Below are 17,484 nucleotides of genomic sequence, written 5' to 3' on the forward strand. Positions count from 1 at the left end.
GCGCACACGTTCGACGTCACACTCCGCAGACTACCGCTCACAGCCCGAAGCGACGCTGGAGGTCTCCCAGCTGTCCGGGAAGGCGCGGTGCCCCTCCCGGCTGTGAGGGCCCTGTGAAAGGCCCCCCGGAACCGGGGATTCCGGGCTCCTGTGGAACGGCCCCCGTGGCCTGCTCGGCCATGAGGGTCTCGGACGACTGGAGCAGGACCGTGCCCGCCCCGACGAACTCGAACTGGTGCTCCTCTCCGGAGGCCCCTCCGAGGCCCGTCATCGCACGTAGACCGCCCATGACGCCGGTCATGTAGCCATGGTCGTAGTGGTGGCACGGAGAGGGGCAGTCGGCCCAGCCGACGAGCGCCTGCGGGTCCACCCGGATCGGGGGTTCCATGAACACCACCGGACCGTTAGATGCGGCCACGAACTTTCCGGTTCCGATGAGTGTCAGAAAACCCGGCACGATCGATTGCTTGAGGGCGAGACTTGGCTGAAAAGCGAGCAAGTTGCCGGAGCGAATGGTCAGGTTGCCGTCGTCGAGGTCGTACGAATTCACGTCGAAGGCCCGGTCGGCGAGGAGCATCTTGCCCGAGCCCTCCGCCACGACCCAGTCGCTCGCGTGCAGAGGCGAATGGAACGACGTACGGACAAGTCGGTCGAGTCGGCCGTGCCCGATGCCGTTGAACTCCATCGAGCCGTAGTAGGCGATCATCTTCCCCTTCTGCAGGAACCACTGGCTCCCCTTGAGCTCCACGCAGAAGGTGTACTTGTTGACGTTGTCGTCGACCGGCAGGGTCATGGGGTCGTAGACCGTCGGGCCGCCGCCCGGAGCCCCGTACATGCTCACAGCTTCTCCTCCGAGGCCTGGACGTAGACGGTGCCGCTGCCGCTGAGCTCCAGCTGGAAGGCCTCGCCGGAGCCGCGGCCCACCATGTCGCGCCAGCCGAGGGCGGTCGACAGCTTGTTGCGCACGTCCCCGTAGTGGGCGACGTACGCCTGCGGGTCGACGTGCACGGCCCGCCCCGGGGTGATCGGCACCTCGAAGACCCCGCCGTGCGCCATGACGGCCACCGACCCGTGCCCCTTGAGGGTGGTGGTGAACAGCCCCTGCCCGGTGACCTGCCCGCGCACCATGCCCATGACGCCGCCCTGCGAGCCCATGAACATCGTGCCCTGCTGGAGCGTGCCCTCGAAGGCGAGCAGCCGATCCGCCTCCACGTACAGGGTGTCCCCGGTGAGGTCGATGACCTGGACGTGGTGGCCGCCGTGCCCGAACAGCACGGTCCCGCTGCCCTCGACGCTCATCAGCGGCGTCGCCTCGTTGGCGACCCGGCGCCCGATCATCGACATGATCCCGCCCTGCCCGCCCTGCACGTTGGGCGTGAACGACACCTCGCCCTTGTAGGCGAGCATCGCGCCCCGCTGACTGAACAGCCGCTGGCCCGGCACCACCGTGGCCTCGATCATCTTGGAGTTGATCTCGCGGAAGCCCATCTCACACATCACCCGCGATCGTGTTCCGCTCGCTCGGCTGCACGTACACCAGACCGTCCCCCTCGAACCGGATCTGGAAGGCCTCCCCGCCGCCCTCGCCGAGGAGGGTGCGGAAGGTCACACCGGACTGGAAGGACTGCCGCAGGTTCCCCTGATGCGCGATGTACGCGCCGGGGTCGACGATCAGCGGGTACTGCGCGCTCACCCGCAGCACCACCGCCGGCCCGTCCGACATGATCGCCGCCTGTCCGTGCCCCTCGACGGTGGTCGTGAACAGTCCGTTGCCCTGGGAGGCCCCGCGCAGACCGGTGAAGGTCGTGCCGGTGCGCAGGCCCGCGTCCGTGGCGAGCAGGTTGCTCGACTCCACGAACAGCTTGTCCCCTTGGAGACCGACCAGGTTGATCTCGGACGCCCGGTCGGCGAACCAGCACGTCCCCTGCCCCCGCACCTCCATCACCGTCATCTGCTCACCGGTGAGGCGCCGCGTCACCATGCCGCGCAGCCCCTCCCCACCGCCACTGAGCTTCTTGAAGGCCATCTGACCGTCGTACGCGACCATCGAGCCGTTCTTCGCCTTGACGGCGTCCCCGGTCATGTCGACGGCGAGAACCTTGCTGCCTTGAAGTCGGAACATCGCCACGCTGTGAAGGTAGCCGCCGGGTGGCTGCGCCGAACAGGGCCGGTGGGTGGAGGCCGACCCTGAGCGCACCCCTAGGTGCACGGTTTGTCAGAATGGCGGAACGCTTGTGCGCACGTTCACAACCCGGCAGACCGCCGCCGCAACTCCCACCGAAGGTGATCCGTGGACCTCAAGACAGCCTCCGCCATCCGCCGCCTCCGCCTGATCTCCGTGCCGGAGGGCGTCTCCTGGATCGTCCTGGCGACCTGCACGGTCATCAAGTACACAGTCGACTCGGGCGTCGACGTCGCCCCCGTGCTCGGCCCGATCCACGGCGTCCTGTTCGTCCTCTACGTGCTCTTCTGGGCGGATGCCTGGAACCGCACCAAGTGGAACAAGGGCAAGGCGGCCCTCTACTTCGCGTACTCGGTCATCCCGGGCGGCGGCTTCATTATCGAGCGCGCCCTGCGTCGTGAGTCCGAGGACGCGGTCATCGCGGCCCGCGCCCGTCAGGAAGGGGTCGTGAACGCATGATCGTCGCCTTCTCCGTCACCCCGCTCGGAGTCGGCGAGGACGTGGGGGAGTACGTCGCCGACGCCGTCCGCGTGGTCCGCGAGTCCGGGCTGCCCCACCGGACGGACGCGATGTTCACCAGCGTCGAGGGCGAGTGGGACGAGGTGATGGACGTCGTCAGGCGGGCCGTGGCGGCGGTCGAGCAGCGCGCACCCCGCGTCTCCCTGGTCCTGAAGGCGGACATCCGCCCCGGCGTGACCGACGGCCTCACCTCGAAGGTGGACACGGTGGAACGGCACCTGGCCCGGTAGACCCAAGAGCCTCCGGACCCCGGCCCGCAAGGGCCGGGGTTTTTCCATCTCCCCCTTTGAGCGTTCGCTCAAAAAGGCGTACTCTCACCCCACCACACCTTGAGCAGTCGCTCAAAAGACGAGAAAACACTGGGGGAACGCATGGCCCGGACCGGGCTCTATGTGGAGGCGCGCATCCGCACCCACCTCGACGACCTCTGGACCCACACCCAGGACCCGGCCGCCCACCAGCGCTGGGACCTGCGCTTCACGGAGATCTCCCACCTGCCCCGCACCGAGGGGGAGCCGCAGCACTTCCGGTACGCCACCCGGGTGCTGCCGTTCCTCACCGTCGCCGGCACCGGCGTCTCGGCGGGGGAGCGGGAACGCCCGGACGGCACCCGCACCTCCGCCCTCCGCTTCTCCTCCCCGCACCCCCTCTCCTTCCTGGCCGAGGGCAGCGGCTACTGGCGCTACGTGCCCGACGGCGACGGGGTCCGCTTCCTCACCGGCTACGACTACCGCCCGCGCTGGGGGGTCTGCGGCGCGGCGGCAGACCGCCTGCTGCTGCGCCCCCTGATGGGCTGGGCGACGGCCTGGTCCTTCGACCGGCTCCGCCTCTGGCTGGAGCGGGGCATCACCCCGGAGCGGGCGCTGCGCAACTGGCTGGCCGAACTGCTCGTACGCACGCTCCTGGTGACCGCGGGCTGCGCCGGATTCGGCCTGGAGCACCGCTTCCTGCGCCTGTCGGGCCCCCTGGCGGCACCGATGGCGTACGCCTGGCCCCTGCTCCTCGCCGTGACCGTCTCCCTGGCCCTGTTCGCGGCCCCCCTGCCCTGCACCCCGGCGTCCCGCCGCTGTCTGCGCACACCGCCGACCCCCACGCGCGCTCCCCGCCTCCTGCGCACCCTGGGGAGCCCCCGGTGACTCCGTCGATCTTCCGCACCGCCATGGGCGCCGACTTCGACCGGCTCCACCCCCAGCTACGGCGCCGCTTCTCGGTCGGCCTGGCGAGCGGCGAGGCGTGCACGGGCCGCGGCGTGATGCACCGCATCTGGCACGGCGGGGCCTGGGTGAAGCCCTTCCTGGCCCTCGGCGCGACCCGCAACATCCTCGTCCCGAGGCCCGGCCGCGACGTCCCCTTCGTGATCGAGAATGTCCCGTACACGGACACCTTCGGCCGTGAGACGGTGAGCTTCGTGCGCACCTTCGCCCTGCCCGGCCGCCCCCGCCGCTTCGACGCCCAGATGGTCCTGAGCCCCAAGAAGGACCGCGTCCTGGACTACCTCGGCACCCACCAGCACCTGGCCAGCGACCTCCACCTGCACGCCGAGCCGGACGGCTCCCTCCTCATCCGCTCGGGCGAACACCGCTTCCGAGAGGGCGCGTTGGACTTCCAGGTGCCCGAACTGATCGGCGCCACGGCACAGGTGCGCGAGTCCTACGACGACGCGACAGACCGCTTCCGCATCCAGGTGGAAGTGGTGAACAAACACTTCGGCCCCCTTTTCGGCTACGAGGGCACCTTCGAGGCGTCGTACACGGACATCCACGCCCGAGCCGTCCGCCCGGGCCTGCGACCGGTCCGCGAGGAGCGCCGCGCATGAGCCCGGAGACGGCCAAGTCCCGGGAGACGAAGACCAAACTGCTCGAAGGGGCCCTGAACGTCCTCACGGAGCAGGGCATCGCGAAGACCTCGGCCCGAACGATCGCCTCGGCGGCCGGAGTCAACCAGGCCCTGGTCTTCTACCACTTCGGCTCCGTGGACGAACTCCTCGCCGCGGCCTGCCGGCACGGCGCCGAACAGGCGGTCGCCCGCTACCGCACCCGCCTGGCCGCGGTCACCTCCCTCTCCGAACTCCTCACCCTGGGCCGCCGGATCCACGAGGAGGAACGCGAGGGAGGCCACGTGGCCCTCCTGGGCCAGCTCCTGGCAGGTGCCCAGACCCACACCACCCTGGGCCCGGCCACGGCCGCGGGCCTGGACCTCTGGATCACGGAAATCGAGAGAACCCTCACCCGCGTCCTCCCGAACACCCCCTTCGGGGAGTTCACCGACCCCACGGGGCTGGCCCGCGCCATAGCGGCGTCCTTCGTGGGCATCGAGCTCTACGAGGGCGCCGACCGCCGGGGAGCCCAGGCGGCCCTGGACGCCCTGGAACAACTGGGCGTCCTGGTGGCGGCGCTGGAGGACCTGGGCCCGGTGGCCCAACGAGCGATCCGCCACCACCTGCGTCGCAGGGTCTGAGAAGCCGCCCAGGGAAGTGCCACGACCCCCAGCAGAACGTCCGCGGCACCGCGGTGGCCGTTCGCGCAGTTCCCCGCGCCCCCAGACAGCTGCCGCCGACGACGGTGAGAAGGGGAGGGGGGTGGGGGTGGCCGTTCGCGCAGTTCCCCGCGCCCCTGGGTGCCTGCAGGCGGCGACGGTGAGAAGGGGGCGGGGTGGGGGGTGCCCGCCCGCAGTGTCGGGCGTCAACGCCGAGCCCGAACGAACCGACATCACCGCCCGACCGAGGACGGACACCCCCCACCCCGCCCCCGACCCCCCACCCCGCCCCCGACCCCCCACCCCGCCCCCGACCCCTCACCCGTCCCCGGACACCAACGCGATCCCCAACGGCGTCCGCTCGTACAGCACTTGATGGCCGTACCGCCGCGCGACCAGCAGCCCGGCGTCCCGCAGCAGCGTCAGGTGCGCGGAGACGGAGGACGGCGCGAGCCCCAGGCGGTGGGCGAGCACCCCGGTGCCGGCCGGTTCGTCGAGGGCGTCGAGCACGGCGGCCCGCCCCCGCCCCAGCAGCCGTACCAGAACGTCCGCAGTGCGCTCCGCCGGCTCGGCCCACAGCCCGCCGATCCCCCGCGCCGGATAGGCCAGGGTCGGCTGCCAGGGCGGATCGAAGGTGCTGACCACGTCCGGCCAGATGAAGACGCTCGGCAACAGTACGAGCCCCTGCCCCGCCAGTTCACGCTCGTGCTCACCGCGGAACTCGACGGTCAGCGTCCCCGCCTCCCAGCCGAACCGCCGGTTGATCTCCGGCAGCAGCCCGCCGAGCCCCACCTCGGCCAGCCGCCGCGAGTGGAAGGCGATGTCGGCCTCCAGCAGGGCGCGCAGCCGCGGCCAGTCCGGAGCGATCAGGGCGTGCCAGACGCCCTCCATCGCGTCCGAGAGCTCCTCGACCATCCCCGCGGGATCGCCGATCCACCGCGCGGCCGCAGGCGACTCGAGAGCCCCCGGGGTGTCGGCGAGGGACGTCAAGGTGTCCGCGAGAGCGACCTCCGGATCACTCGCCCGCACCGCCGCGATCTCCTCCTCGAAGGAGGCAGCGGGCCCGATCGGCGGCGGGCACAGCCAGTCGGGACAGTGACCGGGCTGCGGCATCAGCAGCCACAGACCACCGAGGTCCAGCCCTTGGGCCACCTCACCGACCCGCCGCAGCCACCGCGCGTGGTACCCGTGCCGCTCGCGCCGCTTCAGCGTGCGCACCAGCTCCTGCGTCTCCCACAGCGGAGAGACGGCGAACCGGCACCGCAGAAAGTCGTCCTCCCCGAACCGCAACCGCGAAGGCACGTCGCACCACCCTCCCGTCGACGCCAACATTCGCCTGAGACCGAATCTCTAGGATGCCGCAACCCGCACCGCCAGGCTGCTCGCCATGCCCGCAGCAACACCCACACCCAACCCCACACCCAACCCCGCACCCACACCCCCGCCCCCCACCCGCTACACAGCGGTCTTCGCCGTCCGCGAGTTCCGAGCGGTCTTCGCGGCCCACGCCCTCTCCCTCCTCGGCCTGATCGTCAGCGAGATCTCCCTCTCCGTCCTCGTCTACGACCTGACCGGCTCCCCCCTGATGAGCGCCCTCACCTTCGCGCTCGGCTTCCTGCCGTACGTCATCGGCGGCACCCTGCTCGCGGGCGTCGCCGACCGCTTCCCGGCCCGCCGGGTGCTGGTGTCGTGCGACCTGCTGTGCGCGGCCTGCGTGGCGGTGATGACGCTGCCGGGCGCACACCTCGGCGTCCTGCTGGCCATGCGCTGCGCCGTCGCGGCGATCTCACCGGTGTTCCAGGGGACCCGCCTGGCCACGCTCACCGACATCCTCGGCGACGGCGACCGGTTCGTCCTGGGCCGCTCGCTGCTGCGGATCGTCTCGCAGAGCGCGCTGCTCGTCGGGTTCGGCCTGGGCGGCCTGCTGCTGATCGTGGTCTCGCCGCGGCACGCGCTGCTGATCACGGTCGGCACCTTCTGCGCCTCCGCGCTGCTGCTCCGCTTCGGCACCCGGCGCAGGCCCGCCCGCACGGGCACGGCGGCGCCGCTGGTGCGGGACTCCCTCAAGGGCGCCCGCCAGGTTCTCGCCGACCGCCGGGTCCGCGCGCTGCTGCTACTGTTCTGGATCCCGTCGATGTTCGCGGTGGCGCCGGAGGCCCTGGCGGCCCCGTACGCCGACGAGCTGTCGGCGGGCTCGGCGGCCCTGGGCCTGCTGATGTCCGCCCTGCCGGTCGGCACGATCGCGGGCGAGCTGTACGCGGGCTCCCGGCTGCGCCCCGCGACCCGGGAACGCATCGCGCTGCCCCTGGTCTGCGTGACGGTCCTGCCGTACGCCGGGTACGTCCTGCACCCGGGCCTCGCCCTCTCGCTGGTCCTGCTGCTGGCCGCGGGCGCCACGTCGGCGTACACGCTGGGCCTGGACCAGTGGTTCGTGCGGGCGGTGCCGCAGGAGCTGCGGGGGCGGGCGATGACGCTGCTGCAGGCGGGGCTGATGACGATCCAGGGGGTGGGGATGGCCCTGGCGGGGTTGGTCGCGGAGTTCGCCGGGGTCAGGGCGACGGTCGCGGGGGCGGGAGTGCTGGGCGCGCTCGTCTGCTCCCTGCTGGCCCGCGAGGCCCGGCGCTCGGAGGCCGCTCCCGCTTCGCGCCCGTGCCCTCCCGAACCCTCCCGAACCCTCCCGACCGATGGGCGAGACGGGGCTGACCACCATGTGACCGGCCGGTAAGGTCAGGGGCGTGCCGAAGCCGCTCAGTCTTGCCTTCGATCCGATCGCCCGCGCCGACGAACTGTGGAAGCAGCGCTGGGGCAATGTGCCGTCGATGGCGGCCATCACGTCGATCATGCGCGCGCACCAGATCCTGCTCGCCGAGGTCGACGCGGTGGTGAAGCCGTACGGGCTCACGTTCGCGCGGTACGAGGCGCTGGTGCTGCTCACCTTCTCCAAGGAGGGCGAGCTGACGATGTCCAAGATCGGTGAGCGCCTGATGGTCCACCCGACCTCGGTGACCAACACGGTCGACCGTCTGGTCAGGTCGGGTCTGGTGGCCAAGCGCCCCAATCCCAACGACGGCCGCGGCACCCTGGCCACCATCACCGACAAGGGCCGCGAGGTCGTCGAGGCGGCCACCCGCGACCTGATGGCCATGGACTTCGGCCTCGGGGTCTACGACGCCGAGGAGTGCGCGGAGATCTTCGCGATGCTGCGGCCCCTGCGGGTGGCGGCGCACGACTTCGACGAGGACTGACCCGGCGCTTCGACGGGGACCGCCCCGGCAGTTCGACGGGGACCGCCCCGGCGCTTCGACGAGGACCCACCCGGCACCGACCCCGCCCAAGATCTCCCGGAACGGGCGGTTACGCTCGACGCCATGAAGAAGAGCGTGCTGACCCGCTACCGCGTCATGGCCTACGTCACCGGTGTGCTGCTGGTCCTGCTGACCCTGGGCGTGATCGCCAAGTACGGGCTCCACCTCGACGGGGCGGACAAGTTCACCACCTTCGTGGGGATCGCTCACGGCTGGCTGTACGTCGTCTACCTGGTCTTCGCCTTCGACCTGGGCTCGAAGGCGAAGTGGCCGGTCGGCAAGCAGCTGTGGGTGCTGCTCGCCGGGACCATCCCGACGGCGGCCTTCTTCGTCGAGCGCAAGGTCACCCACGAGCTGGAGTCCCAGGTCACGGACGGGGCACCGGTCGCCGCGAAGGTGTGACCACACCGCCGTACGGGTTCGTACGGCGGTCTGCCATCGACATTTACTTGGACGTCCTAGTAAATTTGAGGGTATGGACGCTGACGCCATCGAGGAAGGCCGCCGACGCTGGCAGGCCCGTTACGACGCCTCCCGCAAGCGGGACGCCGACTTCACCACGCTCTCCGGGGACTCCGTGGAGCCGGTGTACGGGCCCCGCCCAGGGGACACCTACGGGGGATTCGAGCGGATCGGGTGGCCCGGGGAGTACCCCTTCACGCGCGGGCTGTACCCGACCGGCTACCGCGGCCGGACCTGGACCATCCGCCAGTTCGCGGGCTTCGGCAACGCCGAGCAGACCAACGAGCGCTACAAGATGATCCTCGCCAACGGCGGCGGAGGTCTCTCCGTGGCCTTCGACATGCCGACCCTCATGGGACGGGACTCCGACGACCCGCGCTCGCTCGGCGAGGTCGGCCACTGCGGGGTCGCCATCGACTCGGCCGCCGACATGGAGGTCCTCTTCAAGGACATCCCGCTCGGCGACGTCACGACGTCCATGACGATCAGTGGGCCCGCCGTGCCCGTCTTCTGCATGTACCTCGTCGCCGCCGAGCGGCAGGGCGTCGACCCCGCCGTGCTCAACGGCACCCTGCAGACGGACATCTTCAAGGAGTACATCGCGCAGAAGGAGTGGCTCTTCCAGCCCGAGCCGCATCTGCGCCTGATCGGCGACCTGATGGAGTACTGCGCCGCCGGCATCCCCGCCTACAAGCCGCTGTCGGTGTCCGGCTACCACATCCGTGAGGCGGGCTCCACGGCCGCCCAGGAGCTGGCCTACACGCTCGCCGACGGCTTCGGCTACGTCGAACTGGGGCTCTCCCGCGGCCTGGACGTCGACGTCTTCGCGCCCGGCCTGTCCTTTTTCTTCGACGCGCACGTCGATTTCTTCGAGGAGATCGCCAAGTTCCGCGCGGCCCGCAGGATCTGGGCCCGCTGGATGCGCGACGTGTACGGAGCCCGGTCCGAGAAGGCCCAGTGGCTGCGCTTCCACACCCAGACCGCCGGCGTCTCCCTCACCGCCCAGCAGCCGTACAACAACGTGGTGCGTACGGCCGTCGAGGCGCTCGCGGCGGTGCTCGGCGGGACCAACTCGCTGCACACCAACGCCCTCGACGAGACCCTCGCCCTGCCCAGCGAGCAGGCCGCGGAGATCGCGCTGCGCACCCAGCAGGTACTCATGGAGGAGACCGGCGTCGCCAACGTGGCCGACCCGCTGGGCGGTTCGTGGTTCGTGGAGCAGCTGACGGACCGGATCGAGGCGGACGCGGAGAAGATCTTCGAGCAGATCAAGGAGCGGGGCCTGCGGGCCCATCCGGACGGGCGGCACCCCATCGGGCCCATCACGTCCGGCATCCTGCGCGGGATCGAGGACGGCTGGTTCACGGGCGAGATCGCGGAGTCCGCGTTCCGCTACCAACAGTCCCTGGAGAAGGGGGACAAGAGGGTCGTCGGCGTCAACGTCCACCACGGGTCCGTCACCGGCGACCTGGAGATCCTGCGGGTCAGCCACGAGGTCGAGCGCGAGCAGGTACGGGTGCTGGGCGACCGCAAGGCCGCCCGGGACGAGGCCGGCGTCCGCGCGGCCCTGGACGCCATGCTCGCCGCCGCCCGCTCCGGCGCCAACATGATCGAGCCGATGCTGGACGCCGTACGCGCCGAGGCGACCCTGGGCGAGATCTGCGGGGTGCTGCGGGACGAGTGGGGGGTGTACACCGAGCCGGCCGGCTTCTAGGCCCCGCCGTGCGGGTGCCCGGGAGCGCGGCCCCTCGGCACCCGCGACGTCATGTGGAGGTCAGCCCCAGCAGCAGGATCCGGGTGAAGCCGCGCACCCACTCCTCGTCCGCCGCCTCGGCGCTCACCAGCGTCCGGTGGACCACCGCGCCCGCCACCACGTCGAAGATGAGGTCGACCGTGCGGGCCGCCTCCGCGGGGTCCGACTCCGCCGGCAGTTCGCCGCGCTGCTGGGCGCGCTCGCGGCCCTGCAGGACCAGCCGCTTCTGCGGCTCCACGATCGACGTGCGGATGCGGGCGCGCAGGGCGTCGTCGCGGGTCGACTCCGCGACCACCGCCATCAGTCCGCACGCCGCCTCCGGACGGGCGAGGATCGCCGCGAACTGCAGGACCACGCCCTCGATGTCGGCGGCGAGGCTGCCGCGGTCGGGCAGGCGCAGCTCGTCGAAGAGCTCGGCCACCGCGTCGACGACCAGTTCGTTCTTGCCCGCCCAGCGCCGGTAGAGGGTCGTCTTCGCAACCCCGGCCCGCGTCGCCACGTCTCCCAGGGTGAGCTTGGACCAGCCCAGCTCCACCAGCGCCTCTCGCGTGGCCGCCAGGATCGCGGCGTCCGCGGCGGCGCTGCGCGGGCGCCCGGTGGCGCGGGGGACGCGGGTGCGGCTCTGCATTCCACGACCATAACCGCCGGGTCCCGTGAGGCAGTGAGGGAGATCACCGGGGGGTGGTGTTCGGGAGGCACCCAGTGCCATTACGCTACGACTCGTAGCGAAAGCTCGCGCGCGGCTCGCGCGGGTGACGCTCAGGAGTGACGACCACTGGCGTGGGGTGGGGACCCGGCGCCGAACGACGCGACGACCACGCACCACGACCACGCATGATGACCGGCTTTCACGACGTTTTTCACGCGCGCGCACAGGACGGGGGAGGATAGACGCATGCAGCCACGGAACATGTCCATGAGCGGAGTCGTCGACCTCGCCGCGGTGAAGGCGGCCCAAGAGGCCAAGGAGAAGGCGGAGCAGGCACGGGCCGAGGCCGCCCGGCAGGGTGGCGGCCCGGGAGCCGTCTCCCCGGCGGACCTGGTGATCGACGTCGACGAGGCCGGCTTCGAGCGCGATGTCCTGCAGCGCTCCACCGAGGTGCCCGTCGTCATCGACTTCTGGGCCGAGTGGTGCGAGCCCTGCAAGCAGCTGAGCCCGGTCCTGGAACGGCTCGCCGTCGAGTACAACGGCCGTTTCCTGCTCGCCAAGATCGACGTCGACGCCAACCAGATGCTGATGCAGCAGTTCGGCATCCAGGGGATTCCGGCCGTCTTCGCGGTCGTCGCGGGGCAGGCCCTGCCGCTCTTCCAGGGGGCCGCCGGCGAGGCGCAGATCCGCCAGACCCTCGACCAGTTGGTGCAGGTCGCCGAGCAGCGGTTCGGCCTGACCGGTCTGGTCGTCGACCCCGACGCGGAGCCGGGCGGCGCCCGTCCCGAGCCCGAGGAGATGCCGGCGGGGCCCTACGACGCCCTGCTCGAGGCCGCCGTACAGGCCCTGGACTCGGGGGACTTCAGCGGTGCCGTCCAGGCGTACAAGAACGTGCTGAGCGACGACCCGGCCAACCCGGAGGCCAAACTCGGCCTCGCGCAGGCGGAGTTGCTGCAGCGGGTGCAGGGGCTCGACCCGCAGGCGGTGCGCCGGGACGCGGCCGAGAAGCCGGCCGACGTGCGGGCGCAGATCGCCGCGGCGGACCTGGATCTCGTCGGCGGTCATGTGGAGGACGCCTTCGGGCGGCTCATCGAGACCGTGCGGCGCACGGCCGGTGACGACCGGGACGCGGTACGCCTGCGACTGCTGGAGCTCTTCGAGGTCGTAGGGGCGGACGATCCCCGTGTGGCGACGGCCCGGCGGGCGCTGGCGCGGGCGCTGTTCTGACCAGTCGCTAAACGTCACCGCATGTGATGCCCGAGTGAAAGATTTGCCGACGTAGCTCCACTGCGGCCGCGCTTTACCAAATCTTGGTAATCGCGGCCGCTGTTACTGGGAGTAAGTTACGGGCGTTGATCTGTCGGTTTCTGTCCAACGATCAATAGCTTTGTCCCCGCCCCCGAGTGCACCCTGCGTCGCCGCCCGAGACCTGTGGGTCGTCCTTCGGTTATCCGGCCGTTACTACCGAGTAACGAAGGCCCTTGTGCGGGCGGCGAGAATGCACCACGATCGGCCACGCTCGGTCCGTTCCCGTACCCCGACAGCCGGTCGGGTCGCGGGAGTTCCTGGGTCCCCACCGAGCAGAGTCAGCGCCCGACGGCGCCGGCTCTTGGGCAGGGGGGTCTTCACCTGTCGGTGAAGCCTGTCCAGCAAGGTTGTGCGTGATGCGTGTCAGGCGCGACCAGTGGTTGTCGCTCGGGGGTGATCGCCGGTGATCGGTGCGCGGTTCGCGCCTCCGAGACAGGCGCTCTCCTTCCCGAGGACGTAGCACTTCTCCCATCCCTGCCCGGACGAGCCGCCGACTGGAGGCAGCCGGGACCAGGAGATGTACGTCCGAGAAGGAGGAAATATGGAGTCCCAGGTGCGTGGCGGGACCAGATGGAAGCGGTTCGCTGTGGTCATGGTGCCCAGCGTCGCCGCTACGGCCGCGATAGGTGTCGCCCTCGCGCAGGGCGCTCTCGCCGCGTCGTTCAGCGTCTCCGGCCAGCAGTTCAAGGTCTCGGCAGACCAGCTGGAAGGCGATGGCTTCTCGCAGTACGGAGCCCTCGACCAGGGGTACACCCTCGACGGCAAGAAGACCCTCCACCCGGTCGCGGTCTCGGCGTTCAAGTCCGCGTCCATCAAGGGTCTGTGCCAGTCCGTGGTCACCCCGGACGTGCCGATCCTCGGCAGCGTCAGCCTCATCCTGAAGGCGGGCGGCGGTGACAAGCCGGTCGAGGCCAACAACCTCTACATCGACCTCGACGACCTGTCGGCCGACGCGACGTTCACCAACATCGACATCGGTGTTGCGGCCAAGGACGCGAACAAGGGCCCCGGCATCCACAGCGGGGACAGCGCGAACCCGTACGGCTTCGCGCAGCAGGCCGAGCACGCCTCGCTGACCGGCGTGAAGCAGACGGCGTGGGCGACCACCGCCGGAACCTTCAAGCTCAGCGGCCTGAAGATGTCCGTGCAGGCGGGTACGCACGAGTGCTACTGAGCACTCGGTGACGGGCGGGGGAGCCGATGGCGCCCCCGCCCGTCCACCTTCCCGCACCTTCTTCACACGCACCACACTCACCACCACAGCGTCACCACACAGCACGATCACCACAGCAACGCCGCACCAGGGAGCTGTTTTCCATGAGCGCCGAGACTCCTGCCGCACCCGTCGGCCAGTTCAGCCGCCGGAGGCTGCAGTTCCGCGCCTGGCGGGGTACGCGGCCGTTCTGGGCCGGACTGTTCGTCCTGCTCGCCGGCTTTCCGATCATGTACTTCCCGTACGCGCATCTCCAGGTCGGTCACCTGACGTTGGCGATGGCCACCACCGGTGGAGCCGGTTCCCTGATCATCGGCGTGCTGCTCGTCGTCCTGGGCGTCAGTCTCTGGTTCCAGAAGCACGTACGGGTCTTCGCCGGCGTCGCCGCGATCCTGCTGGGCCTGGTGTCCATCCCGGTGTCCAACCTCGGCGGGTTCCTCATGGGATTCCTGCTCTCGCTGGTGGGCGGGGCCATGGCCGTCGCCTGGGCTCCGGGCGCGGAGCCCGGTGAGCAGCCGGCCCAGGAGGACACCACCGGTACGGGCGGTGCGCCGCAGGCCACCGACTCCGACACCACCATCCTCAAGCCCGTGGTGGGCGAGCCGAACGATCTGTCAGGAACGAGCCCGGCCAACGGGGCGAACGGGAGGCACAGTGCCGGCTGACGAGGTGACCCACGGGGCTGATGTGGACGAGTCCCGTGTGAGAACCGGGCCGCGTCACGCGGCACCCAAGAAGCCGCTGTTCACCCGGTTCCACATGCCGGCCGGCAAGGCGATAGCCATGGCGGCCATGCCGACCGCCGTCCTCATGGGCATGGGCTTCACGTCCTCGCTCGCCCTCGCCGACAGCGGTGGCTCGACGCCGACGGCGAAGAGCCTGACCGCCGACGAGTACAAGAACTGCGTTGCCGCGCTGGACGGTTCCTCGGCCTCGCCGTCGCCGTCCGCCTCGGCGAGCACCAGCGCCTCCGCGGACCAGGCCACGCCCTCGCCGTCGGCCTCCACCGGCACGTCGAAGGACTCCTCCGCCACGGGCACCGGCTCGGGTACGACCTCTTCGTCGGATTCAGGTTCCGACGACAAGGCGACGCCCAGCCCGTCCGCGACGGACGGTTCGAGCAAGGACACGTCCGGCGACACGGCCACGCCGAGCCCCTCGGCGTCCGCGAGCAGCGGCGGCGGCCTGCTGGGGGACCTCGGCGACGCGATCACCGGCATCTTCACCGGCGGCAGCGGCTCCGACTCCGGCTCCTCGTCGAGCGCGAGCCCGTCGCCGTCCGCCTCCGCGTCGTCCTCGTCGAGCGACACGTCGACGAAGGACTCCTCGACGTCGAGCGCGTCCGGCACCGTGAAGGACACGACGAAGAAGGTCACCGACACGGTCAAGAAGACGACCGACACGGCCACCGACGCGGCCAAGGACGTCACCAAGTCGGTCGAGAAGGCCGCCGACGCGGCCACGTCCTCGCCGAGCCCCTCGGCGAGCTCCAGCACCGACGCGCAGAACTGCCCGGCCGCCACGGAGGACGTCAGCGGTGTCGACAACAAGGTGCCGGTGGCGGACGACCCCTGGTACCTCAACGCCAGCTCGCTGCTGCTGAAGGGCGCCGACTACCAGGGTGTGGTCGAGGTGAAGACGGCGGGCGGCACCACCAAGAAGGTGCTGAAGTACGTCATCTCGGGCGGAACCGACATCGGTGACCTGCACCAGACGGTCAAGGACAAGCAGCAGGGCAAGACCTACCACGTGCAGGCCGGCTCGGGCACGACGTCCACGATCCGTGACGGCGACACCACGATGTACACGGAGTCCATCTCCGGGAACCTGTTCGGCCTGATCCCGATCACGTTCAGCCCGGACAACCCGCCCCCGCTGAACATCCCGCTGATCTACTTCACCAACGTCAAGGTCGTCCAGGCCGCCCAGTTCGGCGGCAGCCTGCACGTACCGGGCATGCACGTGTACACGACCGACGGAACCGGCTGACGCCCGCCACGGACCCGTTCGGGAGCCGCAAAGGCTGAGGGCGCCCCCCCATCACGGGGGGCGCCCTCAGCGCCGTACAACGGGTCTTGCGGGGCTGTCAGTTGCTGCCGATGTGGTGGACACGGAGCATGTTGGTGGTGCCGGGGACGCCGGGGGGCGAGCCGGCGGTGATGATGACGGTGTCGCCCGCGGAGAAGCGGTTGATCTTGGCGATCTCCTGATCCACCATGTCGACCATCTCGTCCGTGGTGCCCACGAACGGCACCACGTGCGACTCCACGCCCCAGCTGAGCGTGAGCTGGTTGCGGGTGTCCTCGTCCGTGGTGAACGCGATGATCGGCTGCTGCGCGCGGTAGCGCGACAGACGGCGGGCGGTGTCGCCGGACTGGGTGAAGGCCACCAGGCCCTTGCCACCGAGGAAGTCGGCGATCTCGCACGCGGCGCGCGCGACCGAACCGCCCTGCGTACGCGGCTTCTTGCCCGGCACCAGCGGCTGCAGGCCCTTGCTCAGCAGCTCCTCCTCGGCCGCCGTGACGATCTTCGACATCGTCTTGACGGTCTCGACCGGGTAGGCGCCGACGGAGGACTCGGCGGAGAGCATGACCGCGTCCGCGCCGTCCAGGATCGCGTTGGCGACGTCGGACGCCTCGGCGCGCGTGGGACGGGAGTTGGTGATCATCGACTCCATCATCTGGGTCGCCACGATCACCGGCTTGGCGTTGCGGCGGCACAGCTCGATGAGGCGCTTCTGCACCATGGGGACCTTCTCGAGCGGGTACTCGACGGCCAGGTCGCCACGGGCCACCATGACGGCGTCGAACGCCATCACGACGTCCTCCATGTTGTCCACCGCCTGCGGCTTCTCCACCTTGGCGATGACCGGGACCCGGCGGCCCTCCTCGTCCATCACCTTGTGGACGTCGTGCACGTCCCGGGCGTCCCGGACGAAGGACAGCGCGACCATGTCGCAGCCCATGCGGAGCGCGAAGCGCAGGTCCTCGACGTCCTTCTCGGACAGCGCGGGCACGTTGACGGCCGTGCCGGGCAGGTTGATGCCCTTGTGGTCGGAGACGACACCGCCCTCGATGACGATCGTCTTCACCCGCGGACCGTCGACGTCCAGGACCTTCAGCTCGACGTTGCCGTCGTTGATCAGGATCTGGTCGCCGCGGTCGACGTCACCGGGCAGGCCCTTGTAGGTCGTCCCGCAGATGGTCTTGTCACCCGGGACGTCCTCGACGGTGATGACGAACTCGTCACCCCGCTCCAGCTCGACCGGACCCTCGGCGAAGGTCTCCAGGCGGATCTTCGGGCCCTGCAGGTCGGCGAGGACACCGACGGGCCGGCCGGTCTCCTTCGACGCGGCACGGACGCGGTCGTACCGCGCCTGGTGCTCGGCGTGGCTGCCGTGGCTGAAGTTGAACCGGGCCACGTTCATTCCGGCCTCGATCATCGAGACCAGCATTTCGTGGGAGTCGACCGCGGGGCCGAGAGTACAGACGATTTTCGAACGGCGCATGGGGTGGATCCTATCGGTTTGTTTCGCCGCGGAATATTCCGTCTGGCGGAAGAGACAAATGGGCGGACCGGCGCTCAGTTGCTTTGTTACCGCTCAGTTCTCACACGGCG

The 17,484-nt window shown here is 70.3% G+C and carries 19 protein-coding genes; 13 read left to right on the forward strand and 6 right to left on the reverse strand.

Annotated elements, in window-relative coordinates:
* Positions 1 to 37: 37 nt before the first annotated feature.
* From LN251_RS20870 to LN251_RS20880, 3 genes are read right to left on the reverse strand one after another with little or no spacing between them, the layout of a single operon-like run.
* Positions 38 to 835 carry an AIM24 family protein gene (locus tag LN251_RS20870; protein WP_249839932.1) on the reverse strand — a complete coding sequence of 266 codons (798 nt, stop codon included), beginning with the start codon at positions 833 to 835 and terminating at the stop codon, positions 38 to 40.
* A 2-nt stretch (positions 836 to 837) separates the two neighbouring features.
* Entirely contained in the window at positions 838 to 1,488 is a 651-nt protein-coding gene (locus tag LN251_RS20875) for an AIM24 family protein (RefSeq protein WP_458246760.1), read from the reverse strand.
* 1 nt (position 1,489) lies between these two features.
* Complete coding sequence (locus LN251_RS20880; RefSeq protein ID WP_458246761.1) at positions 1,490 to 2,122, reverse strand: AIM24 family protein; 633 nt, start codon at positions 2,120 to 2,122, stop codon at positions 1,490 to 1,492.
* 168 nt (positions 2,123 to 2,290) lie between these two features.
* On the opposite strand from LN251_RS20880, the gene LN251_RS20885 reads away from it, so the two are divergent.
* The 5 genes from LN251_RS20885 (at position 2,291) to LN251_RS20905 (ending at position 5,158) form a co-directional block, all read left to right on the forward strand.
* The gene (locus LN251_RS20885; protein WP_458245721.1) at positions 2,291 to 2,641 is read left to right on the forward strand and encodes a DUF3817 domain-containing protein; all 351 of its coding nucleotides are present in this window, start codon (positions 2,291 to 2,293) and stop codon (positions 2,639 to 2,641) included.
* Positions 2,638 to 2,931, forward strand: a complete 294-nt coding sequence (locus LN251_RS20890; protein ID WP_458245722.1) for an MTH1187 family thiamine-binding protein — start codon at positions 2,638 to 2,640, stop codon at positions 2,929 to 2,931. Before LN251_RS20885 ends, LN251_RS20890 begins: the two co-directional genes overlap by 4 nt.
* Before the next feature lie 141 nt (positions 2,932 to 3,072).
* Positions 3,073 to 3,837 (forward strand): hypothetical protein, encoded by a 765-nt coding sequence (locus LN251_RS20895; protein ID WP_458245723.1) that lies wholly within the window; start codon positions 3,073 to 3,075, stop codon positions 3,835 to 3,837.
* A gap of 23 nt (positions 3,838 to 3,860) precedes the next feature.
* The gene (locus LN251_RS20900) at positions 3,861 to 4,517 is read left to right on the forward strand and encodes a DUF4166 domain-containing protein (protein WP_458246762.1); all 657 of its coding nucleotides are present in this window, start codon (positions 3,861 to 3,863) and stop codon (positions 4,515 to 4,517) included.
* On the forward strand, positions 4,514 to 5,158 hold the full coding sequence (locus LN251_RS20905) for a TetR/AcrR family transcriptional regulator (RefSeq protein ID WP_458245724.1): 645 nt from the start codon (positions 4,514 to 4,516) through the stop codon (positions 5,156 to 5,158). Before LN251_RS20900 ends, LN251_RS20905 begins: the two co-directional genes overlap by 4 nt.
* A gap of 336 nt (positions 5,159 to 5,494) precedes the next feature.
* Here the strand turns inward: LN251_RS20905 and LN251_RS20910 are convergent, their stop codons facing one another.
* Positions 5,495 to 6,478 carry a DUF5937 family protein gene (locus LN251_RS20910; RefSeq protein ID WP_458245725.1) on the reverse strand — a complete coding sequence of 328 codons (984 nt, stop codon included), beginning with the start codon at positions 6,476 to 6,478 and terminating at the stop codon, positions 5,495 to 5,497.
* A gap of 85 nt (positions 6,479 to 6,563) precedes the next feature.
* Between LN251_RS20910 and LN251_RS20915 the strand changes: the two genes are divergently transcribed.
* The 4 genes from LN251_RS20915 to LN251_RS20930 all read left to right on the forward strand — a co-directional run bounded on the left by LN251_RS20915 (position 6,564) and on the right by LN251_RS20930 (position 10,657).
* Positions 6,564 to 7,901 carry an MFS transporter gene (locus tag LN251_RS20915; protein WP_458245726.1) on the forward strand — a complete coding sequence of 446 codons (1,338 nt, stop codon included), beginning with the start codon at positions 6,564 to 6,566 and terminating at the stop codon, positions 7,899 to 7,901.
* Between the two features lie 10 nt (positions 7,902 to 7,911).
* Positions 7,912 to 8,421, forward strand: a complete 510-nt coding sequence (locus LN251_RS20920; RefSeq protein WP_058923108.1) for a MarR family winged helix-turn-helix transcriptional regulator — start codon at positions 7,912 to 7,914, stop codon at positions 8,419 to 8,421.
* Between the two features lie 123 nt (positions 8,422 to 8,544).
* Complete coding sequence (locus LN251_RS20925; protein WP_458245727.1) at positions 8,545 to 8,883, forward strand: DUF3817 domain-containing protein; 339 nt, start codon at positions 8,545 to 8,547, stop codon at positions 8,881 to 8,883.
* Positions 8,884 to 8,956: 73 nt separating this feature from the next.
* Positions 8,957 to 10,657 (forward strand): acyl-CoA mutase large subunit family protein, encoded by a 1,701-nt coding sequence (locus tag LN251_RS20930; RefSeq protein ID WP_458245728.1) that lies wholly within the window; start codon positions 8,957 to 8,959, stop codon positions 10,655 to 10,657.
* 49 nt (positions 10,658 to 10,706) lie between these two features.
* Here the strand turns inward: LN251_RS20930 and LN251_RS20935 are convergent, their stop codons facing one another.
* A complete protein-coding gene (locus tag LN251_RS20935) occupies positions 10,707 to 11,324 on the reverse strand; it encodes a TetR/AcrR family transcriptional regulator (RefSeq protein ID WP_058923105.1) in 618 nt (205 codons plus the stop codon).
* A gap of 267 nt (positions 11,325 to 11,591) precedes the next feature.
* Between LN251_RS20935 and LN251_RS20940 the strand changes: the two genes are divergently transcribed.
* From LN251_RS20940 to LN251_RS20955, 4 genes are all read left to right on the forward strand, one after another.
* Positions 11,592 to 12,572, forward strand: a complete 981-nt coding sequence (locus tag LN251_RS20940; protein ID WP_362992215.1) for a tetratricopeptide repeat protein — start codon at positions 11,592 to 11,594, stop codon at positions 12,570 to 12,572.
* Between the two features lie 622 nt (positions 12,573 to 13,194).
* Complete coding sequence (locus LN251_RS20945) at positions 13,195 to 13,827, forward strand: DUF6230 family protein (protein WP_249839942.1); 633 nt, start codon at positions 13,195 to 13,197, stop codon at positions 13,825 to 13,827.
* 143 nt (positions 13,828 to 13,970) lie between these two features.
* Entirely contained in the window at positions 13,971 to 14,531 is a 561-nt protein-coding gene (locus LN251_RS20950; RefSeq protein ID WP_362992217.1) for a DUF6114 domain-containing protein, read from the forward strand.
* A complete protein-coding gene (locus tag LN251_RS20955; RefSeq protein WP_458245729.1) occupies positions 14,521 to 15,855 on the forward strand; it encodes a hypothetical protein in 1,335 nt (444 codons plus the stop codon). Before LN251_RS20950 ends, LN251_RS20955 begins: the two co-directional genes overlap by 11 nt.
* Before the next feature lie 97 nt (positions 15,856 to 15,952).
* Here LN251_RS20955 and pyk read toward each other — a convergent pair whose 3' ends face one another.
* On the reverse strand, positions 15,953 to 17,374 hold the full coding sequence (gene pyk / locus LN251_RS20960) for a pyruvate kinase (protein WP_458245730.1): 1,422 nt from the start codon (positions 17,372 to 17,374) through the stop codon (positions 15,953 to 15,955).
* Positions 17,375 to 17,484: the final 110 nt, after the last annotated feature.

This window comes from Streptomyces sp. MAI_2237, assembly GCF_054189285.1.

What these genes read in the sequence shown, in the direction of transcription:
- LN251_RS20870 (WP_249839932.1), bottom strand. Translation starts at nt 835, where the DNA reads ATGTACGGGGCTCCGGGCGGCGGCCCGACGGTCTACGACCCCATGACC.
- LN251_RS20875 (WP_458246760.1), bottom strand. Translation starts at nt 1,488, where the DNA reads ATGGGCTTCCGCGAGATCAACTCCAAGATGATCGAGGCCACGGTGGTG.
- LN251_RS20880 (WP_458246761.1), bottom strand. Translation starts at nt 2,122, where the DNA reads ATGTTCCGACTTCAAGGCAGCAAGGTTCTCGCCGTCGACATGACCGGG.
- LN251_RS20890 (WP_458245722.1), top strand. Translation starts at nt 2,638, where the DNA reads ATGATCGTCGCCTTCTCCGTCACCCCGCTCGGAGTCGGCGAGGACGTG.
- LN251_RS20895 (WP_458245723.1), top strand. Translation starts at nt 3,073, where the DNA reads ATGGCCCGGACCGGGCTCTATGTGGAGGCGCGCATCCGCACCCACCTC.
- LN251_RS20900 (WP_458246762.1), top strand. Translation starts at nt 3,861, where the DNA reads ATGGGCGCCGACTTCGACCGGCTCCACCCCCAGCTACGGCGCCGCTTC.
- LN251_RS20905 (WP_458245724.1), top strand. Translation starts at nt 4,514, where the DNA reads ATGAGCCCGGAGACGGCCAAGTCCCGGGAGACGAAGACCAAACTGCTC.
- LN251_RS20915 (WP_458245726.1), top strand. Translation starts at nt 6,564, where the DNA reads ATGCCCGCAGCAACACCCACACCCAACCCCACACCCAACCCCGCACCC.
- LN251_RS20925 (WP_458245727.1), top strand. Translation starts at nt 8,545, where the DNA reads ATGAAGAAGAGCGTGCTGACCCGCTACCGCGTCATGGCCTACGTCACC.
- LN251_RS20930 (WP_458245728.1), top strand. Translation starts at nt 8,957, where the DNA reads ATGGACGCTGACGCCATCGAGGAAGGCCGCCGACGCTGGCAGGCCCGT.
- LN251_RS20935 (WP_058923105.1), bottom strand. Translation starts at nt 11,324, where the DNA reads ATGCAGAGCCGCACCCGCGTCCCCCGCGCCACCGGGCGCCCGCGCAGC.
- LN251_RS20940 (WP_362992215.1), top strand. Translation starts at nt 11,592, where the DNA reads ATGCAGCCACGGAACATGTCCATGAGCGGAGTCGTCGACCTCGCCGCG.
- LN251_RS20945 (WP_249839942.1), top strand. Translation starts at nt 13,195, where the DNA reads ATGGAGTCCCAGGTGCGTGGCGGGACCAGATGGAAGCGGTTCGCTGTG.
- LN251_RS20950 (WP_362992217.1), top strand. Translation starts at nt 13,971, where the DNA reads ATGAGCGCCGAGACTCCTGCCGCACCCGTCGGCCAGTTCAGCCGCCGG.
- pyk (WP_458245730.1), bottom strand. Translation starts at nt 17,374, where the DNA reads ATGCGCCGTTCGAAAATCGTCTGTACTCTCGGCCCCGCGGTCGACTCC.